Raw genomic sequence first — 20,644 nt, forward strand, 5'->3', positions numbered from 1 at the left:
TGATGGCAAGGTATACGATGTCGTTGATCCGGACTTTTTCAAGGGGAAACAGCAATGACCGAATTCGAAGTTCAGGGCATGAGTTGCCAGCACTGCGTCGCCGCTGTGACGCGCTCGATTCAGGAAATCGATCCGCAAGCGCAAGTTCGCGTCGATCTGGAGCGAGGCAAGGTCGCCGTCGAATCCGCAAAATCGAACGATGCGCTCAAGGAAGCCATCGACGAGGCCGGCTATACGGTCGTCGGCGTCGCTTCGGCATGAGGCAAAACGAGCGCTTTACCGTCGCGCTGATCGGGGCGTCGGGGTTGCTGGGCCGGGCGGTTGCCACGGAACTGGCGAGCGCGGCCAGCACGCAGACGTGGCGCGTCGTGCATACGGCTCACCGGCGCGCCGACGCCGCGAGCGTGAAGCTCGACCTGCTCGACCATGACGCGGTACGCGCGTTCGTGCGCGATCTCGCGCCGGATGCGATCGTGGTCGCGGCAGCGGAGCGGCGTCCGGACATCTGCGAAAACGATCCGGCGCTCGCGCGCGCGTTGAATGTCGAGGCGTTGAGCGTGATCGCCACCGAAGCGCGCGCGCTCGGCACATGGGTATTGTCGATTTCGACCGACTACGTCTTCGACGGCGCGTCGCCGCCCTATTTGCCCGACGACGCGCCCGCGCCGCTCAACGCCTACGGCCAGAGCAAGCTCGACGGCGAACGCGCGCTGCTCGCGAGCGATCCGATGTCCTGCGTGCTGCGTCTGCCGCTGCTTTACGGGCCGTTCACCGACTGGAGCGAATCTGCGGTGACGAGCCTCACGCCCGCGATCGTGAAATCGTCCGAGGCGGCCGGCGCGCCCGCCTCGATGGACGCCTGGGCGACGCGTTATCCGACATACACGCCCGATGTCGCCGTGGTGATTCGCGGCATGCTCGAACATCACGCGAAAGGCGCGACGATCTCCGGGATCGCGCAATGGTCCGGCGACGAGCCGATGACGAAGTTCGATATCGCCGAACGCATCGCGCGAGCACTGAAAGTGGACGCGAAGCTCGTTGCGCAGCGCACGCCCGCGGACGCGACGCCGCGCCCGCGCGACTGTCATCTCGATTCCGGCCGGCTGGAAGCGCTGGGCATCGGCCGGCGCACGCCGTTCGACATCGCGATCGGCAGACTGCTCGCGAAGTATCCGGACGTCTCATCTCAGTGAAAATCGCGGCTCGGCGCGGCCAGGCGGCCGAGCAAAGCACTATGGTCTTCGAGCCGCTGCGCCACCAGATGGCGCACCTCGCCTTCCATTTGCCAGACGCCGTGCACGCCGAGCAGCGACGCGCCTAGCAGCACCTTGCGCTGTTTCTCGACGAGCCCCGGCCAGACGATCACGTTGATTGCGCCCGTTTCGTCCTCGATCGATACGAAAATCGTGCCGTTGGCCGTGCCCGGCCGCTGCCGCACCGTCACGATGCCGCACGCCCGCACGAAGCGCCCGTTTCTGATATCCGCGAGTTCGGCCGCGGTCTTGAAGCGCATACGCGCGAGCTTCGCGCGCAAAAGCGCGAGCGGATGCCGATTGAGCGTGAGCCCGAGACTCGCGTAATCGTCGACGATTTCGCGACCTTCCGATGCTTCCGGCAGCAGCAGCGGCGCCTCGCTCATCGGCGCGTCGCGCAGCAATTCCGGCGCGCGCTGCTGTGCGGTGACCGCCCACCACGCCTGACGCCGGTGTCCTGCAATGCTCGCGAGCGCATTGCCCGCCGCGAGCGCTTCGAGTTCGCGGCGCGACAACGCGGCACGGCGCGTGAGATCGTCGACATCGATGAACGGCGCTTCTGCGCGCGCGGCCATGATCCGCTCGGCCGCCGCTTGCGGCAGACCTTTGATCAGTTGCAGGCCGATCCGCACGCCTGGCCCTTTCGCGCCGTATTGCCGTCCATCCAGCTCGACGCGCTTTCTGAGCCTGCGCGCCGCTCGCTGCACGGTCTTCCGGAACACGCGATCCGACTCTGCCGCGCCGTAAAACTGTTGACGCCGCCGCTCCTTGCCGGCATCGAACCCGATGCGCTCGCCATCGCCGGCGCGCGCTTCCAGCACCGACTCCCAATCGCTCAGCGAAACATCGGGCGCGAACACCGGCACGCCGTGACGCCGCGCGTCCTGCACGAGTTGCGACGGCGAATAAAAGCCGAGCGGCTGGCTGTTCAGCAGGCCGGCCAGAAACGCCGCGGGCTCGTAACGCTTGATCCACGCGCTGAAATAGACGAGCAGCGCGAAGCTCGCCGAGTGACTCTCAGGAAAGCCGTATTCGCCGAAACCCTCGATCTGCTTGCACACGCGCGCGGCGAAATCGTGCTCGTAGCCGCGCGCGAGCATCTTCTGCATGAGATCGGCTTGATACTTTTCCAGATGACTGCCGCGGCGCCACGCGGCCATCGCGCGGCGCAACTGATCGGCCTGTTCCGCCGTGTAGCCCGCCGCGACCATCGCGAGCTTCATCACCTGCTCCTGAAAGATCGGCACGCCGAGCGTGCGGCCGAGCACCGGCCGCAGTTCCTCTTTCGGATAATCCTCCTCTTCGAGGCCCTGCTTGCGGCGCAAATACGGATGCACCATGCCGCCCTGGATCGGGCCGGGCCGCACGATCGCCACTTCGATGACGAGGTCGTAATACTTCTGAGGCCGCAAGCGCGGCAGCATGCTCTGCTGCGCACGCGATTCGATCTGAAACACGCCGATGGTGTCCGCGCGGCAGCACATTTCGTAGACGGCCTTGTCCTCGCGACGAATATGCGACAGCCCGAAGCCCGGCACGCCGCGCCGCAGCGCGACGAATTCGAGCGCGCGCCGGATCGCCGAAAGCATGCCGAGCGCGAGCACGTCGACTTTCAGGAGCTTCAGCTGATCGATGTCGTCCTTGTCCCATTGAATCACGCAGCGGTCCTTCATCGCGGCGTTTTCGATCGGCACGAGCCGCGACAGACGTTCCCGCGCGATCACGAAGCCACCGACATGCTGCGACAAATGCCGCGGAAAGCCGCGCAACTCGCGCGTGAGCCGGATCAGATGCTTCGTGACGTGCGAATCGTCGCTGAAGCCGGCTTCCCGGAGATAACCCGCCACCGCCGACGGCCCGTCCCACCATTGCTGCGATTTGCCGATGCGCTCGATCAGCGATGCATCGAGCCCGAGCGCCTTGCCGACATCCTTCAGCGCGCTGCGCGTGTGATACGTGATGAGCGACGCCGCCAGCGACGCGCGATGCCGCCCGTACTTCTGATAGATGTACTGGATGACTTCCTCGCGCCGCTGATGCTCGAAATCGACATCGATGTCGGGGGGCTCGTTGCGCGCTTGCGAGATGAAGCGCTCGATCAGGAGACCCATCCGCACCGGATCGAGCTCGGTGATGAAGAGGCAATAACAAATGATCGAATTCGCCGCCGAGCCGCGTCCCTGACACAAAATTCCTTTGCTGCGCGCGAACGCGACGATGTCGTAGACCGTCAGGAAGTACTTCTCGTATTCCAGCTTCGCGACGAGCGCCAGTTCCTTGTCGATGAGACCGATCGTCTCGGCGTCCATGCCGTTCGGCCAGCGCTGCAGCGCGCCCGCCATCACCCGCTTGCGCAGATAGCTCGCGGGCGTCTCGCCGGGCGGCACCAGTTCCTCGGGATATTCGTACTTGAGTTCGTCGAGCGAGAAGGTGCAGCGCGCGGCCACCTTCAACGTTTCCCGGATCGCCTCTTTCGGATAAAGCGCGCCGATGCGCAACCGCGTGCGCAGATGCCGCTCCGCGTTCGCTTCGAGCGCATAGCCGCATTCGGCGAGCGGCCGGTTCAGGCGAATCGCGGTGAGCGTGTCCTGCAAGGGCTTGCGCGAGCGCGCGTGCATCAGCGCACCGCTTGCCGCGATGAGCGGCAATCCGCTCGCCTGCGCGATCACGCGGCACGAAGCGAGACGCTCGTCGTCGCTGCCGTCCTGCCAGAGCTCCAGCGCGAGCCACGCGCGGCCCGCGGCGAAACCGGCCAGCCAGTGCGCGCGATCGAGCGTATCGGCGAGCGTCGCTGCGCGCTGCGGCACGAGAATCAGCAGGCAATCGGGCAAGTGCTTCAGATGCGCGATATCGCCGCGCAAGTCCGATGTATCGGATGAAGCGGCGGGATCGGTGAAGTCTTCCGGACCGATCCGATAGCTGCCCTTCGGCGAACGCGCGCGCGCGTGCGAAATCAGCTCGGACAGGTTGCCGTAGCCCGCCCGATTCGTCGCGAGCGCGATAAGCGTGCAGAACGGCTCGCCATCGGCGTCCGTGAGATGCAGTTCGCTGCCGATGATCAGCTTCAGATCCTGCCTCTTGGGCGGCGGCTCGCCGGCAAGCCGCGCGGCTTCGGCGTCGGCTTGCGCCTTCGCCTCGATGTCCTTGATCGCGGCATGCGCGCGCACGACGCCCGCGAGCGAGCATTCATCCGTAATCGCGAGCGCGGTGTAGCCGTGTTCGAGCGCGGCCGCCGCCAGTTCCTGCGGATGCGATGCGCCGCGCAGAAACGAAAAGTTACTCAGGCAATGCAGTTCGGCATAACCGGGCAACAACGCCGACGCCGACATCGAGCCGGGAAACGCGTTGTCTCCATGCAGACCGATGATGTCGTTCAGATCATCCATCGCGCATCATCCGAAAAAACCGTGCAGGAACCAGTCGCCCGTAAGACGTTCGCGATAGAGCCAGAACATGCGCCCGCGATCGTCGGCGGCGACGTAGTAATCGCGCTGGACGCCGTTGCCGTCCCACCATCCCGCCTCGATACGCTCGGTCCGGCTGATCAGCTTCAACGGACGCCGATAGAACGGCCGCTCGTTGCGCAGCATCAGCTTTTGCGGCGTTTCGAGTATCCACGACGGACGCGGCTGCTGAGGCACGGCGAGATCGGGAAGTTCGAGCGGTTCGTCTGACTCCGTTTGCACTTCGGGTTCTGCTTCTGCCCTTGCCGTTTGCGTCTTCGGCGACTTTTTTCCGCGCTTGGGTTTCGTTTCGCTTGCGGGCTTATAAGGTTCGACGGTCATCGCCGCCTCGGGCCGATGATCGTCGCGCGCGACCAGTTGCACCACGTTCTCCGCGCCCAGCCGCGCGCTCAGGCGTTCGAGCAGTTGCGCCATCGATTCGCTGTCGGAACCAGGCATCGGAAACAAGGTGTCGGGCGGCGGCGCATACTCGCTGACCTTGTCGGCCAGGAGTTTCATCTCGATGACGGGCGCGGCGAGCGTCGTCTGATTCAGCTTCTCGCGCAAGAGCCACAGGATGTGGTCGGCGTCGCGCGTCGGCACGGCCCACGCCACCTTGAATGTCGACGTTTTCGGCGCGTGACGGGCGGCCAGTTCGTGTTCGAGCAAGAGCGAAAATTCGCTGACCGCCGCATGATGCGCAGAGAGCCAGCCGGCGAGTTGCAGCACGAGCCGGCGCGCGGCGAACAGCAGCGCCTCGGCGCTTTCCACGCGCGCCTGCAATTCGAGCCGCGCTTCGAACGACGCCGGCGCACAAAATGCCTCACGCGGGTCGGGCGCCTGTCCGTACGCTTGCGCGAGCCATTGCAGAACGCCTTGCCCGAAGCGGCGCGCGACGCCCTTGCGCGGCAGACGACGCAAATCGGCGAGCGTCGCGCAACCGATCTGCTCGAACACGTTGCCGTGCGAATGCGCCGATGGGATGAGCGATACGGGCAACTCATCGAGTACGTGCACGAGCGTCGTCTCTTTCACGATGCGTACGCGCCGCGCGACCCGGCGCGTGCGCGCGTGCGCCAGCAGCCACGCGCCCCACGCTGTCGGCGCGCAGCCCATGCGGGACGTGAAGCCACATCCTTTAACCGTCGATGTCACTCTGGACAGCAACGCGCGCAATCCGCCGAAGAGCCGCATGCTGGCGCCGACTTCGAGCAGTACCGTATTCGCATGCGCGAGCACGACTTTGGGCGTGAACGCGAGCAGCGCCAGCGCAACGGCTTCGAGCGCGTTCTGCTCCTCGCGAATGTCGACGGCAAGCAACGTCAGTTGGGGCGCGAGCGCGAACGCATGCGAGCGCGTGCTGCCGGGCCGCACGCCGAGCCGAAACGCGACGAGATCGGGCATCAGGACGCGCGCGTGATCGGCTAGCGCGAAGCATGACTGATCGATATTGTCATTCGCCGTCGAGCTCGCTCCAGGCGATGTCGAGTTCGCCGGCGCTGAGGGCATCGAAGGCGGCCTGACGGCTTCGAGCGATAAAAGCGGCAATGTCACCGCTATCCACAACATGTTTGACCTCTCGTGCTTTCCTTGCCTGATGCGCCCGACGAATATGTTCGGGCAGCGCAGGCATCTGCAGCGGCAAGTTCAACTGCAAGGGCTTGCCGAGCAATGGGCCGCGCCGCTTGATGATGTCGATTTCGAGCATGACGGCCTGCATCCATTCGCGACGGTTCATCGTCTGCGCGTTGGCGGGAAGTATCGGCTTGCAGACCATGCGCAGCGGCGCAGCGGAGGATTGCTTCGCCGCTTTGAGCGGGCGGAACAGAAATGCCAGCGACTGCGCTTCCTGAGCCGCTACCTGCAGTCTTCGCAAGGCTTTGGCATCGACTTGTGGTAGCCAGATCAGCACTGCGCCGATGCCTTCCTGCTTCAACGACTGCTCCGCGGCCCAGAGCACCTGATCCTCGGCCGCTTTGACCCAAACCAGCTTGTTCACCGCGATGTTCATCGTCCGAAGCGCGGCCAGATTGGGCTTCCACGGTGGCGCGACGAAGATGACGGAGCGGCCTTTGCTTGCTGTCAGTTCGCGGATCGAGTGCGCGAGCAGTCTGATTTCGCCTACGCCACTCTCTTCGATCAGCAACTCGGTGACTGAGCCGGGCATCCAGCCTGCGCCGGGCAAGGCCAAGTCGAGCGCTCGAAAGCCGCTCGAGATGATGTTCGAATCGGGATCGTTGACCGGACTGCCCTGCCAGACCTGACGCTGCAGATGCGATGTCAGCCCGATGTCGAGCAATGAAAGTGCTGCACCCATGAGTTTTCCCCGTCCGACGCGAATACAGGGGCCTGCTCATGGCGCAAGCGCTCGGTGGGCCTCCGGTTTACTGTATATTTATACAGTATTTTTGCGGGCGAGGGTAAACAGCTGGCGGATAGAAGGATGCGCCGATGGGGCGCGAGGCAAGTCGCAGCGCGGGTTATCCGGATTCACGGTTGCCGCGCTTCAAACGCAAAAACCCCACCTTTTGGGGTGGGGTTTTTGTTTGAAGCATGAGGAGCCTGACGATTACCTACTTTCACACGGGTATCCGCACTATCATCGGCGTGGAGTCGTTTCACGGTCCTGTTCGGGATGGGAAGGGGTGGGACCGACTCGCTATGGTCATCAGGCATGACTTGTTGTTGTCTCGCCTGGGTGGGCGCGACAACCAATCTGGGAAGAAGTAGAAGTGTTTGGGGAGTGAGTGTCGCACAACGATACTCAACCAGGGGTGGTATTGACCAAGCGCTGTGGCGCCAAGTCAGTACGTGAAACACACTGGTTATAGGATCAAGCCTTACGGGCAATTAGTATCAGTTAGCTCAATGCATTACTGCACTTACACACCTGACCTATCAACGTCCTGGTCTGGAACGACCCTTCAAGGGGCTCGAAGCCCCGGGGATATCTCATCTTAAGGCGAGTTTCCCGCTTAGATGCTTTCAGCGGTTATCTCTTCCGAACATAGCTACCCGGCGATGCGACTGGCGTCACAACCGGTACACCAGAGGTTCGTCCACTCCGGTCCTCTCGTACTAGGAGCAGCCCCCTTCAAATATCCAACGCCCACGGCAGATAGGGACCAAACTGTCTCACGACGTTTTAAACCCAGCTCACGTACCTCTTTAAATGGCGAACAGCCATACCCTTGGGACCGGCTACAGCCCCAGGATGAGATGAGCCGACATCGAGGTGCCAAACACCGCCGTCGATATGAACTCTTGGGCGGTATCAGCCTGTTATCCCCAGAGTACCTTTTATCCGTTGAGCGATGGCCCTTCCATACAGAACCACCGGATCACTATGACCTGCTTTCGCACCTGCTCGACTTGTCGGTCTCGCAGTTAAGCACGCTTATGCCATTGCACTATCAGCACGATTTCCGACCGTACCTAGCGTACCTTCGTACTCCTCCGTTACGCTTTGGGAGGAGACCGCCCCAGTCAAACTGCCTACCATGCACTGTCCCCGACCCGGATCACGGGCCAAGGTTAGAACCTCAAACAAACCAGGGTGGTATTTCAAGGACGGCTCCACCGAAACTGGCGTTCCGGTTTCATAGCCTCCCACCTATCCTACACAGATCGGTTCAAAGTCCAATGCAAAGCTACAGTAAAGGTTCATGGGGTCTTTCCGTCTAGCCGCGGGGAGATTGCATCATCACAAACACTTCAACTTCGCTGAGTCTCGGGAGGAGACAGTGTGGCCATCGTTACGCCATTCGTGCAGGTCGGAACTTACCCGACAAGGAATTTCGCTACCTTAGGACCGTTATAGTTACGGCCGCCGTTTACCGGGACTTCAATCAAGAGCTTGCACCCCATCATTTAATCTTCCGGCACCGGGCAGGCGTCACACCCTATACGTCCACTTTCGTGTTTGCAGAGTGCTGTGTTTTTATTAAACAGTCGCAGCCACCAGTTTATTGCAACCCTTTCACCCTCCTGGCGCAGGCCAGTCAAGCTACAAGGGCGTACCTTATCCCGAAGTTACGGTACCAATTTGCCGAGTTCCTTCTCCCGAGTTCTCTCAAGCGCCTTAGAATACTCATCTCGCCCACCTGTGTCGGTTTGCGGTACGGTCATCGTTAGACTGAAGCTTAGAGGCTTTTCTTGGAACCACTTCCAATTGCTTCGCTTCCGAAGAAGCTCGCGCCACGCCCTTGAATTACGCACCCGGATTTGCCTAAGTGCCTTCTCCAACGCAGCGACCGGGACGTCCAACACCCGGACAACCTTCCGCGATCCGTCCCCCCATCGCATCTAACAATGGTGCAGGAATATTGACCTGCTTCCCATCAGCTACGCATTTCTGCCTCGCCTTAGGGGCCGACTCACCCTACGCCGATGAACGTTGCGTAGGAAACCTTGGGCTTACGGCGAGGGGGCTTTTCACCCCCTTTATCGCTACTCATGTCAGCATTCGCACTTCCGATACCTCCAGCACGCTTTTCAACGCACCTTCGCAGGCTTACGGAACGCTCTCCTACCACACGTACTTGCGTACGCATCCGCAGCTTCGGTGACTGGCTTGAGCCCCGTTACATCTTCCGCGCAGGACGACTCGATCAGTGAGCTATTACGCTTTCTTTAAAGGGTGGCTGCTTCTAAGCCAACCTCCTGACTGTTTTAGCCTTCCCACTTCGTTTCCCACTTAGCCAATCTTTGGGACCTTAGCTGGCGGTCTGGGTTGTTTCCCTCTTGACACCGGACGTTAGCACCCGATGTCTGTCTCCCGTGATTGCACTCTTCGGTATTCGGAGTTTGCTATGGCGTAGTAATCCGCAATGGACCCCACAACCATGACAGTGCTCTACCCCCGAAGGTGATACACGAGGCACTACCTAAATAGTTTTCGGAGAGAACCAGCTATTTCCAAGTTTGTTTAGCCTTTCACCCCTATCCACAGCTCATCCCCTAACTTTTCAACGTTAGTGGGTTCGGTCCTCCAGTACGTGTTACCGCACCTTCAACCTGGCCATGGATAGATCACTTGGTTTCGGGTCTACGCCCAGCAACTGATCGCCCTGTTCGGACTCGCTTTCGCTACGCCTGCCTTAATCAGTTAAGCTCGCTACTGAACGTAAGTCGCTGACCCATTATACAAAAGGTACGCCGTCACCCGTTTCCAGGCTCCGACTGTTTGTATGCATGCGGTTTCAGGATCTATTTCACTCCCCTCCCGGGGTTCTTTTCGCCTTTCCCTCACGGTACTGGTTCACTATCGGTCGATCACGAGTATTTAGCCTTGGAGGATGGTCCCCCCATCTTCAGACAGGATTTCACGTGTCCCGCCCTACTTGTCGTACCCCTAGTTCTTCCTCGCTGTTTTCGTCTACAGGGCTATCACCTGCTATGGCCGCACTTTCCAGAGCGTTCGACTAACAACAAAGATAAAGAGTACAGGCTGATCCCATTTCGCTCGCCACTACTTTGGGAATCTCGGTTGATTTCTTTTCCTGCGGTTACTTAGATGTTTCAGTTCACCGCGTTCGCTCCACACAACCTATGTATTCAGTTGTGGGTACTCCATTAGGAGTGGGTTTCCCCATTCGGACATTTGTGGATCAAAGCTCGTTTGCCAGCTCCCCACAACTTTTCGCAGGCTACCGCGTCCTTCATCGCCTGTGATCGCCAAGGCATCCACCACATGCACTTGTTCGCTTGACCCTATAACAAGTGTGTCTCTCTCGAGCCACTCTCGCCATAGGCTGAGTATTCGCGTTGTGCCGTATTCCAAGTCATCATCAAGATCACTTTTCATACTTGATACAATCACACCCTGACTACCCGACTCACACCCATCTCTAAGTGCTTTTAGATAGTCTCTTTACTACTTCTTCCAGATTGTTAAAGAACGTTTAGCCGACAAGCTCACTTCACTCGCCTGCGACATCAACTGGCTTTCAATCGCCAATGCAAAGTGCTTCACGAAACACTGCGCATTGAGGACTTGGTGGAGGATGACGGGATCGAACCGACGACCCCCTGCTTGCAAAGCAGGTGCTCTCCCAGCTGAGCTAATCCCCCGCGTCTTGCGTCTGCAGCCTCACTGACTGCCTGACTCATCTTGACCGTGGTGGGTCTGGTTGGATTCGAACCAACGACCCCCGCCTTATCAAGACGGTGCTCTAACCGACTGAGCTACAGACCCAAAGCCTGTCTTCAAACAACAGCCGATAAGCGTGAGCGCTTAACTTCGTGTGCGAAGCTCGAGAAAGGAGGTGATCCAGCCGCACCTTCCGATACGGCTACCTTGTTACGACTTCACCCCAGTCATGAATCCCACCGTGGTAAGCGCCCTCCTTGCGGTTAGGCTACCTACTTCTGGTGAAACCCACTCCCATGGTGTGACGGGCGGTGTGTACAAGACCCGGGAACGTATTCACCGCGGCATGCTGATCCGCGATTACTAGCGATTCCAGCTTCACGCAGTCGAGTTGCAGACTGCGATCCGGACTACGATCGGTTTTCTGGGATTGGCTCCACCTCGCGGCTTGGCAACCCTCTGTTCCGACCATTGTATGACGTGTGAAGCCCTACCCATAAGGGCCATGAGGACTTGACGTCATCCCCACCTTCCTCCGGTTTGTCACCGGCAGTCTCCTTAGAGTGCTCTTGCGTAGCAACTAAGGACAAGGGTTGCGCTCGTTGCGGGACTTAACCCAACATCTCACGACACGAGCTGACGACAGCCATGCAGCACCTGTGCGCCGGTTCTCTTTCGAGCACCCCCACCTTTCAGCAGGGTTCCGACCATGTCAAGGGTAGGTAAGGTTTTTCGCGTTGCATCGAATTAATCCACATCATCCACCGCTTGTGCGGGTCCCCGTCAATTCCTTTGAGTTTTAATCTTGCGACCGTACTCCCCAGGCGGTCAACTTCACGCGTTAGCTACGTTACTAAGGAAATGAATCCCCAACAACTAGTTGACATCGTTTAGGGCGTGGACTACCAGGGTATCTAATCCTGTTTGCTCCCCACGCTTTCGTGCATGAGCGTCAGTGTTGGCCCAGGAGGCTGCCTTCGCCATCGGTATTCCTCCACATCTCTACGCATTTCACTGCTACACGTGGAATTCTACCTCCCTCTGCCACACTCAAAGCCTGCCAGTCACCAATGCAGTTCCCAGGTTAAGCCCGGGGATTTCACATCGGTCTTAACAGACCGCCTGCGCACGCTTTACGCCCAGTAATTCCGATTAACGCTCGCACCCTACGTATTACCGCGGCTGCTGGCACGTAGTTAGCCGGTGCTTATTCTTCCGGTACCGTCATCCTCCATCCATATTAGGGACGAAGTTTTCTTTCCGGACAAAAGTGCTTTACAACCCGAAGGCCTTCTTCACACACGCGGCATTGCTGGATCAGGGTTGCCCCCATTGTCCAAAATTCCCCACTGCTGCCTCCCGTAGGAGTCTGGGCCGTGTCTCAGTCCCAGTGTGGCTGGTCGTCCTCTCAGACCAGCTACAGATCGTCGCCTTGGTAGGCCTTTACCCCACCAACTAGCTAATCTGCCATCGGCCGCCCCTATAGCGCGAGGTCCGAAGATCCCCCGCTTTCTCCCTTAGGTCGTATGCGGTATTAATCCGGCTTTCGCCGGGCTATCCCCCACTACAGGACACGTTCCGATGTATTACTCACCCGTTCGCCACTCGCCACCAGGGTTGCCCCCGTGCTGCCGTTCGACTTGCATGTGTAAGGCATGCCGCCAGCGTTCAATCTGAGCCAGGATCAAACTCTTCAGTTCAATACCTGTTACTGTTTTCTATTCTTCCGAATAGGTCGCTCACTCAACGTACTGACGATGATTTATTCCATCCAAAGATGGAAAAACCTTCCTCTGATACTTCGTGTGAGACTCTTGATACTTTTGCTATTACCGATTCCGGAGAACCAGCCGCACTCGCCATCAAGCGCCCACACTTATCGGCTGTTAGTTTTTAAAGAGCACATCGCAAGACAAGCCTTACTTCAACTTCCGCCTTGCGTCGCTGCATCAGCAGCAGAGAAACGAGATTATGAAGAACGTTTCGGTTCGTGTCAACAAGAATTCGAAGTTTCTTTTTCTTGCCGATCCGCGCCCGGAGCCTTCTACAACCTACCCCCGAGCGCACCGCCGATACCGCCCTCTCCCGCTTCCTTCGCGTTCATCGAATCGCGAAGGAACGGAATTCTAGTGAGCGAATCCCGACTCCGCAAGGGGGATGCAAAGAAATTATCGTGGCGCTCCAAGTCACGCTGCACTCTCCTCCGATCGACGTGTTGCAACGCCGCACGATAAAAGCATCGCCCGAGCGACTACAATCAAAGGTTCACCGCACTAATTCACTCTAGTATCTATATGCGCTCGCGAATCGCAAAACGTATTCCCCCAGATGCAGACAAGCTCGTCAGCCTCTCCCTCGCGCTTTTCGCGTCCGGCAGCCGTGTCGAGGACCGCTTCTGGGAAGCTCGCCTCGACACGCTCATCGCCAAACTCGTGCGCAACGGCAATCAGACGACGCTCGACGCCGCGCTCGACCATCTGCAGCAGAATCATCCGGACGCCTACGGCGCGCTCGCCGATATGGCCGAGACGCACAGCGAGTCGTTCAGATTCGACATCGAAGGCGCACCGCATGAAGCCTTGCTCATTGCCGCGCCGGTGCTCGCGTGGACGCGCTACGCGATTCCATCGGGCTCGCTCAAGGGCGATGCCGTCGACGCACTGCGCACGCAGATGCAGGCTCATGTGCTCGCAGCCGATGCCCGGGTAGCCGTCGCGCCCTATCTGTACAGCATCGATCAGTTGCCACGCCACCATGTGGATACGTCGCGCCTCGCGCAACAGTTGCTGCAGACGGTGACGAGCGGCAGCGTCGCACGTCTGAATCTGTCGGACCTCCCGGAAACCTCGCCGATTCTCGCGGACCCGCGATTTCTATTGGCGCTGGTCGTCGTACCGGCCGGTGCGGCGTTCTTTCGCTGGCAGGAAGACGAAAACGGCAGCCGGGTGGAGCGCGGTCAATGCCTCGAACAGTGGGCCGCGCAAGGCGGACCGAGCTTCGCGGCAATTCTGCCGGGCTGCGAGTTCGAGTGCTTGCTTCCTGACGCCTACTACTCCGCCTGCCGCGACGCCGACGAACAGGTGCGTCCGCACACCGTACGTACCGCCGTCCGATATCTGTTCGATACGCTCGGCACCGCGCCCCAGGACTTGCGCGCGGTCATCGCGGGCTTCGGCGAGCGGCGCATCGACGAATACCGCATCGGCTTTACACGTCGCGGCAGCAACGATGTGATCTACGGCGTCGTGTGGCCGCTCTACGGCCGCGAGAACGGGGAACTCGGAATGGACGAGGATCCGGTCGATCTCGAGGGCGCCAATGGACCGGTGGAAGAAATCGTCGAGTTGCTGAAGAAGACAGGTGTCTCTGACGTACGCCGCCATGCGGGACGCTTCGAACCGGAGTTCTGCGACGACTGCGGCGCGCCGCTCTATGCCGATCCGCTCGGCGAGATCGTTCACGCTGAAATGCCGGAAGACGCTGATCCTGCGCAGCCACATTTCCATTAACGATGCTCGATAGCAGCTATTTACGCCAAAAAGAACCCCGCCGCGTGCGGGGTTTTGTGTATTTATGCCTATGCCATTCGGATAGGGGGCCAAATCACCTTAAATTTGTCAACATACCGACTGGCGCCGATGCAAACCGGCGCCGAGTTCCGAAGCCGGTAGGCGACGGTGTATTGACAAGAGGTGAAGCATGATAATCAACATCATTGGTTCCGACGCAGAACGCCGGGCGGGCCTTAAAACATTGCTGCGCCGCGTTGCGCGCCAAGCGCAATTCATCGAGGCGAAGGATTGGAGACAAGCCCGTTCCGCCTTGAAGCGCTCCTCCCCTGACATGATCGTGATCGACTGGGCGCCCGAACTGCGCACCGGCGACCTGCAGATCCTGCTCGACGACGCCCCAGATGTGCCAGCGGCCATCATGGTCGACCGTTGCGGCGCCGCGCTGGTCTACGCGCTGATGAGCGTCGGCGCAATGGGCGTGATCCCGCGCGCCCTCGATCCCATCCTGATACTCCGCGCGCTGGAGATGGTGCTCGTCGGTGGACATTACATTCCGCCGGACGTGGTCGACCCGGAACTGACGCTTGAGCTCACCACCCGCCGCATTCGAAACAGTGCCAAGCTGCCGAAGATTCGCCATCATCCGACGCTGTCACCGCGACAACAGCAAATCATGCGCTGCGTGCACATGGGCAGCACGAACAAGATGATCGCGAAGACACTCGGTATCAGCGAAGGCACGGTGAAAATCCACCTTGCAAGTATCTTCCAGCAGCTGGGCGCGACAAATCGCGCGGCCGCGGTCGCGATCTACAACGGCGTGCAGAATTCGCATCTCGAGATTCTGCGCAGCGGAGGCGAGAAACCGGTGCGCGTCGTATCGGGCCAGCCAGGCGTGATTCCGCTGCGCCGGCCGCGGACGCGCTATCCGTCGCTTCTCGACAACGATGCGGCCGCGCTGCCGATGGCCGCCGAGCCTGAATCAACCTTCTAGCAACAAACGAGGCAAACGGGTCCGTCCTTTGCGCACACGTTTTACGCGCAACGAGTAATATGCAAGGCATGGGGTTCTTCTACACACCGCTACCGCTTTGGCTAACCGTCGGCAGCTGGATCGCCGCCGCGGGGCTGCTCGCGCTCGCAATGCTGCAGCGTCCGTTCGCTCGCCTGCAGGACGCCACGCTGCAAAACGTGTGGCTTGGCGTCATCGTCGCGATCTCGGTGCTATGGGCATGCAACGCATGGTTCGATGACGGACCCGTCATCCATCTATTGGGCGCAACGTTGATGGTCACGCTGTTCGACTGGCGGCTCGCGCTCATCGGCACGGCCGCGACCACGGGTCTCGCGGCCGTCGTGCTCGATGCATCGTGGCTGTCGGTCGCGACCACCTATCTTCTCTTCGGCGCAGTGCCCGTCGCTGTGTCGACATTGCTGCAGCGCTTGAGCAACCTATGCTTGCCGCGCAATCTCTTTACCTTCATCGCCGGACACGGGTTCATCACGTCGGCGGTTGCGGTGGCCGCCGCTTGTGGCGCGACGGTCGGGCTCGAGATGGCGCTTGCCGGCGGCCCGGTCATCGTGCCTCCGGCATTCACGCGCGGCTCGCTGCTGCTGGGCGCCGGCGAGGCGCTCTTCACGGGCCTGCTCACCATATTGATCACGGTGTACAAGCCCGCCTGGATCACCACCTATGACGTGCGCCGCTATCGCCTGGACCGCGGCCCGCGCGTCTAGGTTGCGCGAAACGTATCAATTCACTGCTACTGGCGGAGTCGGATATCGGACTCCGGGCGATGGGTACGCGCACAAAGTACGATAAGATTGAACTCCCTCCCCACACGGCGCATCTTACTTGCCCGTGTCTTCTTAGCGCCAGACTTGATGGAAAGTAACTTCGCACCGCGCCGGCTCCTGCGGCTCGTCGGCCGGTTGGCGGTATGTGCATCGTTGGCATGCGCCGTGTCCGCTTTTGCCGATTCGCTCGACGAGCGCAACGAACTGATTCACCACTTCGTCACCGATTTCAAAGCCAACCCGCTCGTCGCGGATTGCGCTGCACATGGCAACTTCATCGCCAGCACGTCGTCGGCGTTCGATCACGTCGAATTTCCGCCTGCCTCGTTCGATGCCTCGCATTCCGCGATCGAGCCGTGGAACGATTCGTTCGACGAGAAGAAGCAGCGAATCAAAGTGGACAACGTCGTGACCGTCGAAGGTCAAGGCATGCCGAAGGACGGCGGGAACGATTACACTCCGCTCAAGTTCCGCTGCGGTTATGTCGGCAGTCAGATGCTCGCTTTCGGCTGGAACGATCCCGTCCCGCCATTGCGCGCGCGCGCTGAACCTCGCTCGACGCACGCCACGAAGGGCAAGCACGGCGCGAAGACGAAGGCGTCGTCGGGTAAGTCGAAGAGCACGTCGAAGTCCTCGACCAAGTCGACGAAAAAGACCACCAAGAAGCACTAGCTCCCTTCGTCCTGCGACGAAGACACGACAAAAAAGGGCGTGGCTGCATGAAGCGGCCACGCCCTTTTCACATCGGCGGCAAGTCGGCGGCGCTCAGGCGCCGAACGCCTGCAGATGCCACAGAATGGCTTGCAGCATCGATGCGCCGAGCGCCGCGCTGCGCGCGCCGTTCCAGCCGACGCTCTCGTCGGGCAGATTCGCGTTGTCCTTGAACGGCATCTCGAGCGTAAGCGACAGGCATTTATACTCGTTGCCGATGTACTTCGACGCGAGCTTGAGCGCATCTGTCTGATACTTGCTCGACTCGTAGCCGTGGACGTCCTGGAAATCCGGGCTCGCCTGCTTGAAGAAATCGACGAACGCCTTCTGCTCCTTCGCCTGCTGCTCGGTGAAGCCCGGCAGCATCTCCGAGCCCGCGACGAACACGTACGGAATGGCTTCGTCGCCGTGGATATCGAAGAACAGGTCGCAGCCCGTTTCCTCGATCGCCTCGCGCACGACCAGCACTTCCGGACTGCGTTGCGCGCTCGGCTCCATCCATTCGCGGTTGAGGTTCGCGCCCGCCGCGTTGGTGCGCAGGTTGCCGAGCACGCTGCCGTCCGGATTCATGTTCGGCACGATATGGAAAATGGCCCGCTCGAAGAGCGCGCGCGCCACCGGATCGCCCGCCCAGTCGCCGAAACCGGCGAGACGCTTCACGAGTCCTTCGACGAACCATTCCGCCATCGTCTCGCCCGGATGCTGACGCGCGATGATCCAGACTTTCTTCTTCGGCTCGGCGTCGCCGAAATCCGGGATGCCGAGCGACAGCACCGATATCGGGCGGCCCTGAACCGTGCTGCCGAGCTCGGTCAGCGTCGCGAGCGGCATCTGCTGGACCGCGCCGAGAAACTCCGAGTGGCGCTCTTCGCTGTACGGCTCGAAGTACGCGTAATAGATGCGATCGAAGTCAGGCGTGTGATCGATCTTCATCACCTGCCCGTCGTACTCCGTCGACACGCGGAACCAGTTCACGCGGTCGTAGCTGGCGACCGCTTCATAGTCGCGCCAGCCCTCGGGAAACGCGCACTGCGCCGCGTTCTCGAAGGTCATCACGAGACGCTCGCCGCGCGCGCCCGACACGCGGAAATAGAACCATTGCGCGAAATCCGCGTGCGAATCGGGACGAATGCGCAGGCGAATGTCGGCGGGATCGTCGGCGTTGAGGACTTCGATCGCGCCCGCGTCGAAGTTGCTTGAGATAGAGAGAGTCATCTGCGTTTCCTTGCGTGCTTGCCGCGTGGATCTCAGTCCGCGACGCGGCGACGAAATACATAGGTCGTGTCGTTCGATGCTTTTGCATCGAATTTGTAGCCTTCGCTGTCGAAGCCCTTGAGCGCTTCCGGTTCGTCGATGCGGTTCTCGACCGCATAACGCGCCATCATCCCGCGCGCGCGCTTCGCATGAAAGCTGATGATCTTGTAGCGCCCGCCCTTCCAGTCCTCGAACACGGGCGAGATGACCGGAGCCGCCAGCAGCTTCGGCTTGACCGACTTGAAATATTCCTCCGACGCGCAATTCACGAGCACCCGCGCGCCGCGCTGCCTCTGCAACTGCTCGTTGAGCGCCGCCGTAATGCGCTCGCCCCAGAAAGCGTAGAGGTCTTTGCCGCGCGCATTCGGAAACTTCGTGCCCATTTCGAGCCGATACGGCTGCAGCAAATCGAGCGGCCGCAACAAACCATACAGCCCCGACAGCACGCGCACATGATTTTGCGCGAAATCGAGATCGCCGGCAGACAGCGACTTCGCGGCAAAGCCTTCGTACACGTCGCCGTTGAACGCGAGCACCGCCTGCTTGGAATTGTTCGTGTCGAAGGTCTTCGACCAGTCCGCGTAACGCTGGAAGTTCAGCGCCGCGAGCGGGTCCGAAATGCTCATCATGCCGCCGATCTGCTGCGGCGAAAGTTCGCGCAGTCCGTCGATCAGTTCCGCGGCGTCATCGACGAATTGCGGCAGCGTGTGCTTCTTGATATGGGCAGGCGTCTCGTAGTCGAGCGATTTGGCGGGCGAGAGAACGATTATCATGGAGGCTCGCCGGCACGCCGCCGGCGATCATTGGCATAAACCCCTGATTGTATCGAATGGACAATTCCGCCGCGCCGCAGCCTGGCTCCCCGCGCGTGGTGCTCGATTCGAATGTGTGGATCGACATCCTCGTATTCGACGACCCCGCCACGCGTCCGATTCACGCCGCACTCGTTGCCCGCACGCTCGAAGCGCTCATCGACGAGCGCTGTCTCAGGGAACTCACGCGCGTGCTCGACTATCCGCAATTCGTGCGAATGGACGTCGACAAGACCGCCGCGCTCGCGAGCGTCGCGCGCCTCTCGACGCTCGTGGCCGCGACCATCGACGAAAACGGGCGTCCGCTGCCCCAATGCAAGGACCGCGACGACCAGAAGTTTCTCGAACTCGCGCACGCATCGGGCGCACAGTGGCTCGTATCGAAAGACCGCGCTGTGCTGAAGCTCGCGCGGCGCGTCGCGCGCGATTTCGCGTTTCGCATCGCCGAGCCGAAGCCGTTCGTCATCGAATTCGAGGCACAGGCGGCCATCGGCTGACGGTGTCTTAAAATAGTCGCGAGCCAAATTCAACGCCCATCCGACCATGAACACGACGCACGAATTGCCGCCGACACCGCCCGAACTTTCCTTCCCGTCGCGTCTGCCCAACGTGGGCACGACCATCTTCACCGTGATGAGCGCGCTCGCCACGCAAAAAGGCGCGGTGAATCTCGGCCAGGGCTTCCCCGATTTCGATTGCGACGCCCGCATCGTCGATGCCGTCGCGGCCGCCATGCGCGACGGCCACAATCAATATCCGCCGATGGCGGGCGCCGCGCCGTTGCGCCAGGCGATCGCGCGCAAGATCGACGCGCTCTACGGCCGCGCGTATAACCCCGACACCGAAATCACCGTGACCGCCGGCGCGACGCAGGCGCTGCTCACGGCGATCCTGTGCTGCGTGCATCCGGGCGATGAAGTCATCGTCATCGAGCCGATGTACGACAGCTATGTGCCGTCGATCGAACTCGCGGGTGGCAAGCCGGTGTTCGTGTCGCTCGAAGCGCCCGACTACGCGCTGCCCTTCGACAAGATCGCCGCCGCGATCACGCCGAGGACGCGCCTCATCATGATCAACACGCCGCACAATCCGACCGGCCGCGTGTGGCGCGCGGAGGACATGAAGAAGCTCGAAGAGATCGTGCGCGACACCAATGTGCTGATCGTCTCCGACGAAGTCTACGAGCACATGGTCTACGACGGCGCGCCGCACGAAAGCGTGTCGCGCTATCCGGAGCTGGCGAAACGCAGCTTCGTCGTGTCGAGCTTCGGCAAGACGTTTCATGTGACCGGCTGGAAAGTCGGCTATGTGGCCGCGCCCGCCGCGTTGACGGCCGAATTCCGCAAGGTGCATCAGTTCAACGTGTTCACCGTGAACACGCCGATGCAGATCGGTCTCGCGCATTATCTCGAAGACCCGAAACCGTATCTCGAACTGCCCGCGTTCTATCAGAAGAAGCGCGATTTCTTCCGCGAAGGTCTCGCGAAGACGCGCTTCTCGCTGTTGCCGTCCGAAGGCACTTACTTCCAGTGCGTCGATTATTCGAAGATCAGCGACATGCCCGAAGCCGAGTTCTCGCAATGGCTCACGAGCGAGATCGGCGTCGCGGCGATTCCCGTTTCGGCGTTCTATCACGAGAGCCATGAATCGGGCGTCGTGCGCTTCTGCTTCGCGAAAAAGGAAGAAACGCTCGCACTCGCGCTGGAACGTCTCGCGAAGCTTTGAACCGCGGCGCACGCGCCATAACCGCCACAACGAGGAGTCGAAC

Annotated in this window: 13 protein-coding genes, 2 tRNA genes and 3 rRNA genes; 8 read left to right on the forward strand and 10 right to left on the reverse strand. The window is 60.6% G+C overall.

Annotated features, from left to right (window positions below):
* Positions 1–54: 54 nt before the first annotated feature.
* Together LDZ23_RS08445 and LDZ23_RS08450 are read left to right on the forward strand one after the other, a co-directional pair.
* Entirely contained in the window at positions 55–261 is a 207-nt protein-coding gene (locus LDZ23_RS08445) for a heavy-metal-associated domain-containing protein (protein WP_008349193.1), read from the forward strand.
* The gene (locus LDZ23_RS08450; RefSeq protein ID WP_034473216.1) at positions 258–1,196 is read left to right on the forward strand and encodes a dTDP-4-dehydrorhamnose reductase family protein; all 939 of its coding nucleotides are present in this window, start codon (positions 258–260) and stop codon (positions 1,194–1,196) included. Before LDZ23_RS08445 ends, LDZ23_RS08450 begins: the two co-directional genes overlap by 4 nt.
* Here LDZ23_RS08450 and LDZ23_RS08455 read toward each other — a convergent pair.
* The 8 genes from LDZ23_RS08455 to LDZ23_RS08490 all read right to left on the reverse strand — a co-directional run bounded on the left by LDZ23_RS08455 (position 1,190) and on the right by LDZ23_RS08490 (position 12,490).
* Positions 1,190–4,642: an error-prone DNA polymerase gene (locus LDZ23_RS08455; protein ID WP_425306881.1), complete on the reverse strand. Its 3,453-nt coding sequence runs from the start codon at positions 4,640–4,642 to the stop codon at positions 1,190–1,192. The two genes, LDZ23_RS08450 and LDZ23_RS08455, sit on opposite strands and share 7 nt — an antisense overlap.
* A gap of 6 nt (positions 4,643–4,648) precedes the next feature.
* Entirely contained in the window at positions 4,649–6,208 is a 1,560-nt protein-coding gene (locus LDZ23_RS08460; RefSeq protein WP_425306882.1) for a Y-family DNA polymerase, read from the reverse strand.
* Positions 6,153–7,016: a translesion DNA synthesis-associated protein ImuA gene (gene imuA / locus LDZ23_RS08465; RefSeq protein ID WP_008349189.1), complete on the reverse strand. Its 864-nt coding sequence runs from the start codon at positions 7,014–7,016 to the stop codon at positions 6,153–6,155. The genes LDZ23_RS08460 and imuA overlap by 56 nt, the downstream gene beginning before the upstream one ends.
* Before the next feature lie 243 nt (positions 7,017–7,259).
* Positions 7,260–7,372: ribosomal RNA gene (gene rrf / locus LDZ23_RS08470) — 5S ribosomal RNA — on the reverse strand.
* 156 nt (positions 7,373–7,528) lie between these two features.
* A 23S ribosomal RNA gene (locus LDZ23_RS08475) occupies positions 7,529–10,411 on the reverse strand.
* Between the two features lie 284 nt (positions 10,412–10,695).
* A tRNA-Ala gene (locus LDZ23_RS08480) sits at positions 10,696–10,771 on the reverse strand.
* A 47-nt stretch (positions 10,772–10,818) separates the two neighbouring features.
* Positions 10,819–10,895, reverse strand: a tRNA-Ile gene (locus tag LDZ23_RS08485).
* 63 nt (positions 10,896–10,958) lie between these two features.
* Positions 10,959–12,490: ribosomal RNA gene (locus LDZ23_RS08490) — 16S ribosomal RNA — on the reverse strand.
* The 16S, 23S and 5S rRNA genes sit together here with 2 tRNA genes alongside, the layout of an rRNA operon.
* A 594-nt stretch (positions 12,491–13,084) precedes the next feature.
* Between LDZ23_RS08490 and LDZ23_RS08495 the strand changes: the two genes are divergently transcribed.
* From LDZ23_RS08495 to LDZ23_RS08510, 4 genes are all read left to right on the forward strand, one after another.
* Entirely contained in the window at positions 13,085–14,299 is a 1,215-nt protein-coding gene (locus LDZ23_RS08495; protein WP_244807398.1) for a DUF2863 family protein, read from the forward strand.
* A 190-nt stretch (positions 14,300–14,489) separates the two neighbouring features.
* Entirely contained in the window at positions 14,490–15,296 is an 807-nt protein-coding gene (locus LDZ23_RS08500; RefSeq protein ID WP_033535768.1) for a helix-turn-helix transcriptional regulator, read from the forward strand.
* A gap of 68 nt (positions 15,297–15,364) precedes the next feature.
* Positions 15,365–16,039 carry a membrane protein gene (locus LDZ23_RS08505; RefSeq protein WP_033535783.1) on the forward strand — a complete coding sequence of 225 codons (675 nt, stop codon included), beginning with the start codon at positions 15,365–15,367 and terminating at the stop codon, positions 16,037–16,039.
* Between the two features lie 147 nt (positions 16,040–16,186).
* The gene (locus LDZ23_RS08510; protein ID WP_244807399.1) at positions 16,187–16,771 is read left to right on the forward strand and encodes a BspC domain-containing protein; all 585 of its coding nucleotides are present in this window, start codon (positions 16,187–16,189) and stop codon (positions 16,769–16,771) included.
* Positions 16,772–16,864: 93 nt separating this feature from the next.
* On the opposite strand, the gene LDZ23_RS08515 is transcribed toward LDZ23_RS08510, so the two are convergent.
* Positions 16,865–18,025 (reverse strand): M14 family metallopeptidase, encoded by a 1,161-nt coding sequence (locus tag LDZ23_RS08515; RefSeq protein ID WP_008341683.1) that lies wholly within the window; start codon positions 18,023–18,025, stop codon positions 16,865–16,867.
* Between the two features lie 32 nt (positions 18,026–18,057).
* Positions 18,058–18,837, reverse strand: a complete 780-nt coding sequence (gene yaaA / locus LDZ23_RS08520; protein WP_008341685.1) for a peroxide stress protein YaaA — start codon at positions 18,835–18,837, stop codon at positions 18,058–18,060.
* Between the two features lie 56 nt (positions 18,838–18,893).
* On the opposite strand from yaaA, the gene LDZ23_RS08525 reads away from it, so the two are divergent.
* Positions 18,894–19,373 (forward strand): putative toxin-antitoxin system toxin component, PIN family, encoded by a 480-nt coding sequence (locus LDZ23_RS08525; RefSeq protein WP_244807400.1) that lies wholly within the window; start codon positions 18,894–18,896, stop codon positions 19,371–19,373.
* A 46-nt stretch (positions 19,374–19,419) separates the two neighbouring features.
* Complete coding sequence (locus LDZ23_RS08530) at positions 19,420–20,601, forward strand: pyridoxal phosphate-dependent aminotransferase (protein ID WP_244807401.1); 1,182 nt, start codon at positions 19,420–19,422, stop codon at positions 20,599–20,601.
* The last annotated feature ends 43 nt before the right edge of the window (positions 20,602–20,644 follow it).

Source organism: Caballeronia zhejiangensis, from assembly GCF_022879815.1.
Taxonomy (GTDB): Bacteria; Pseudomonadota; Gammaproteobacteria; order Burkholderiales; family Burkholderiaceae; genus Caballeronia; species Caballeronia zhejiangensis.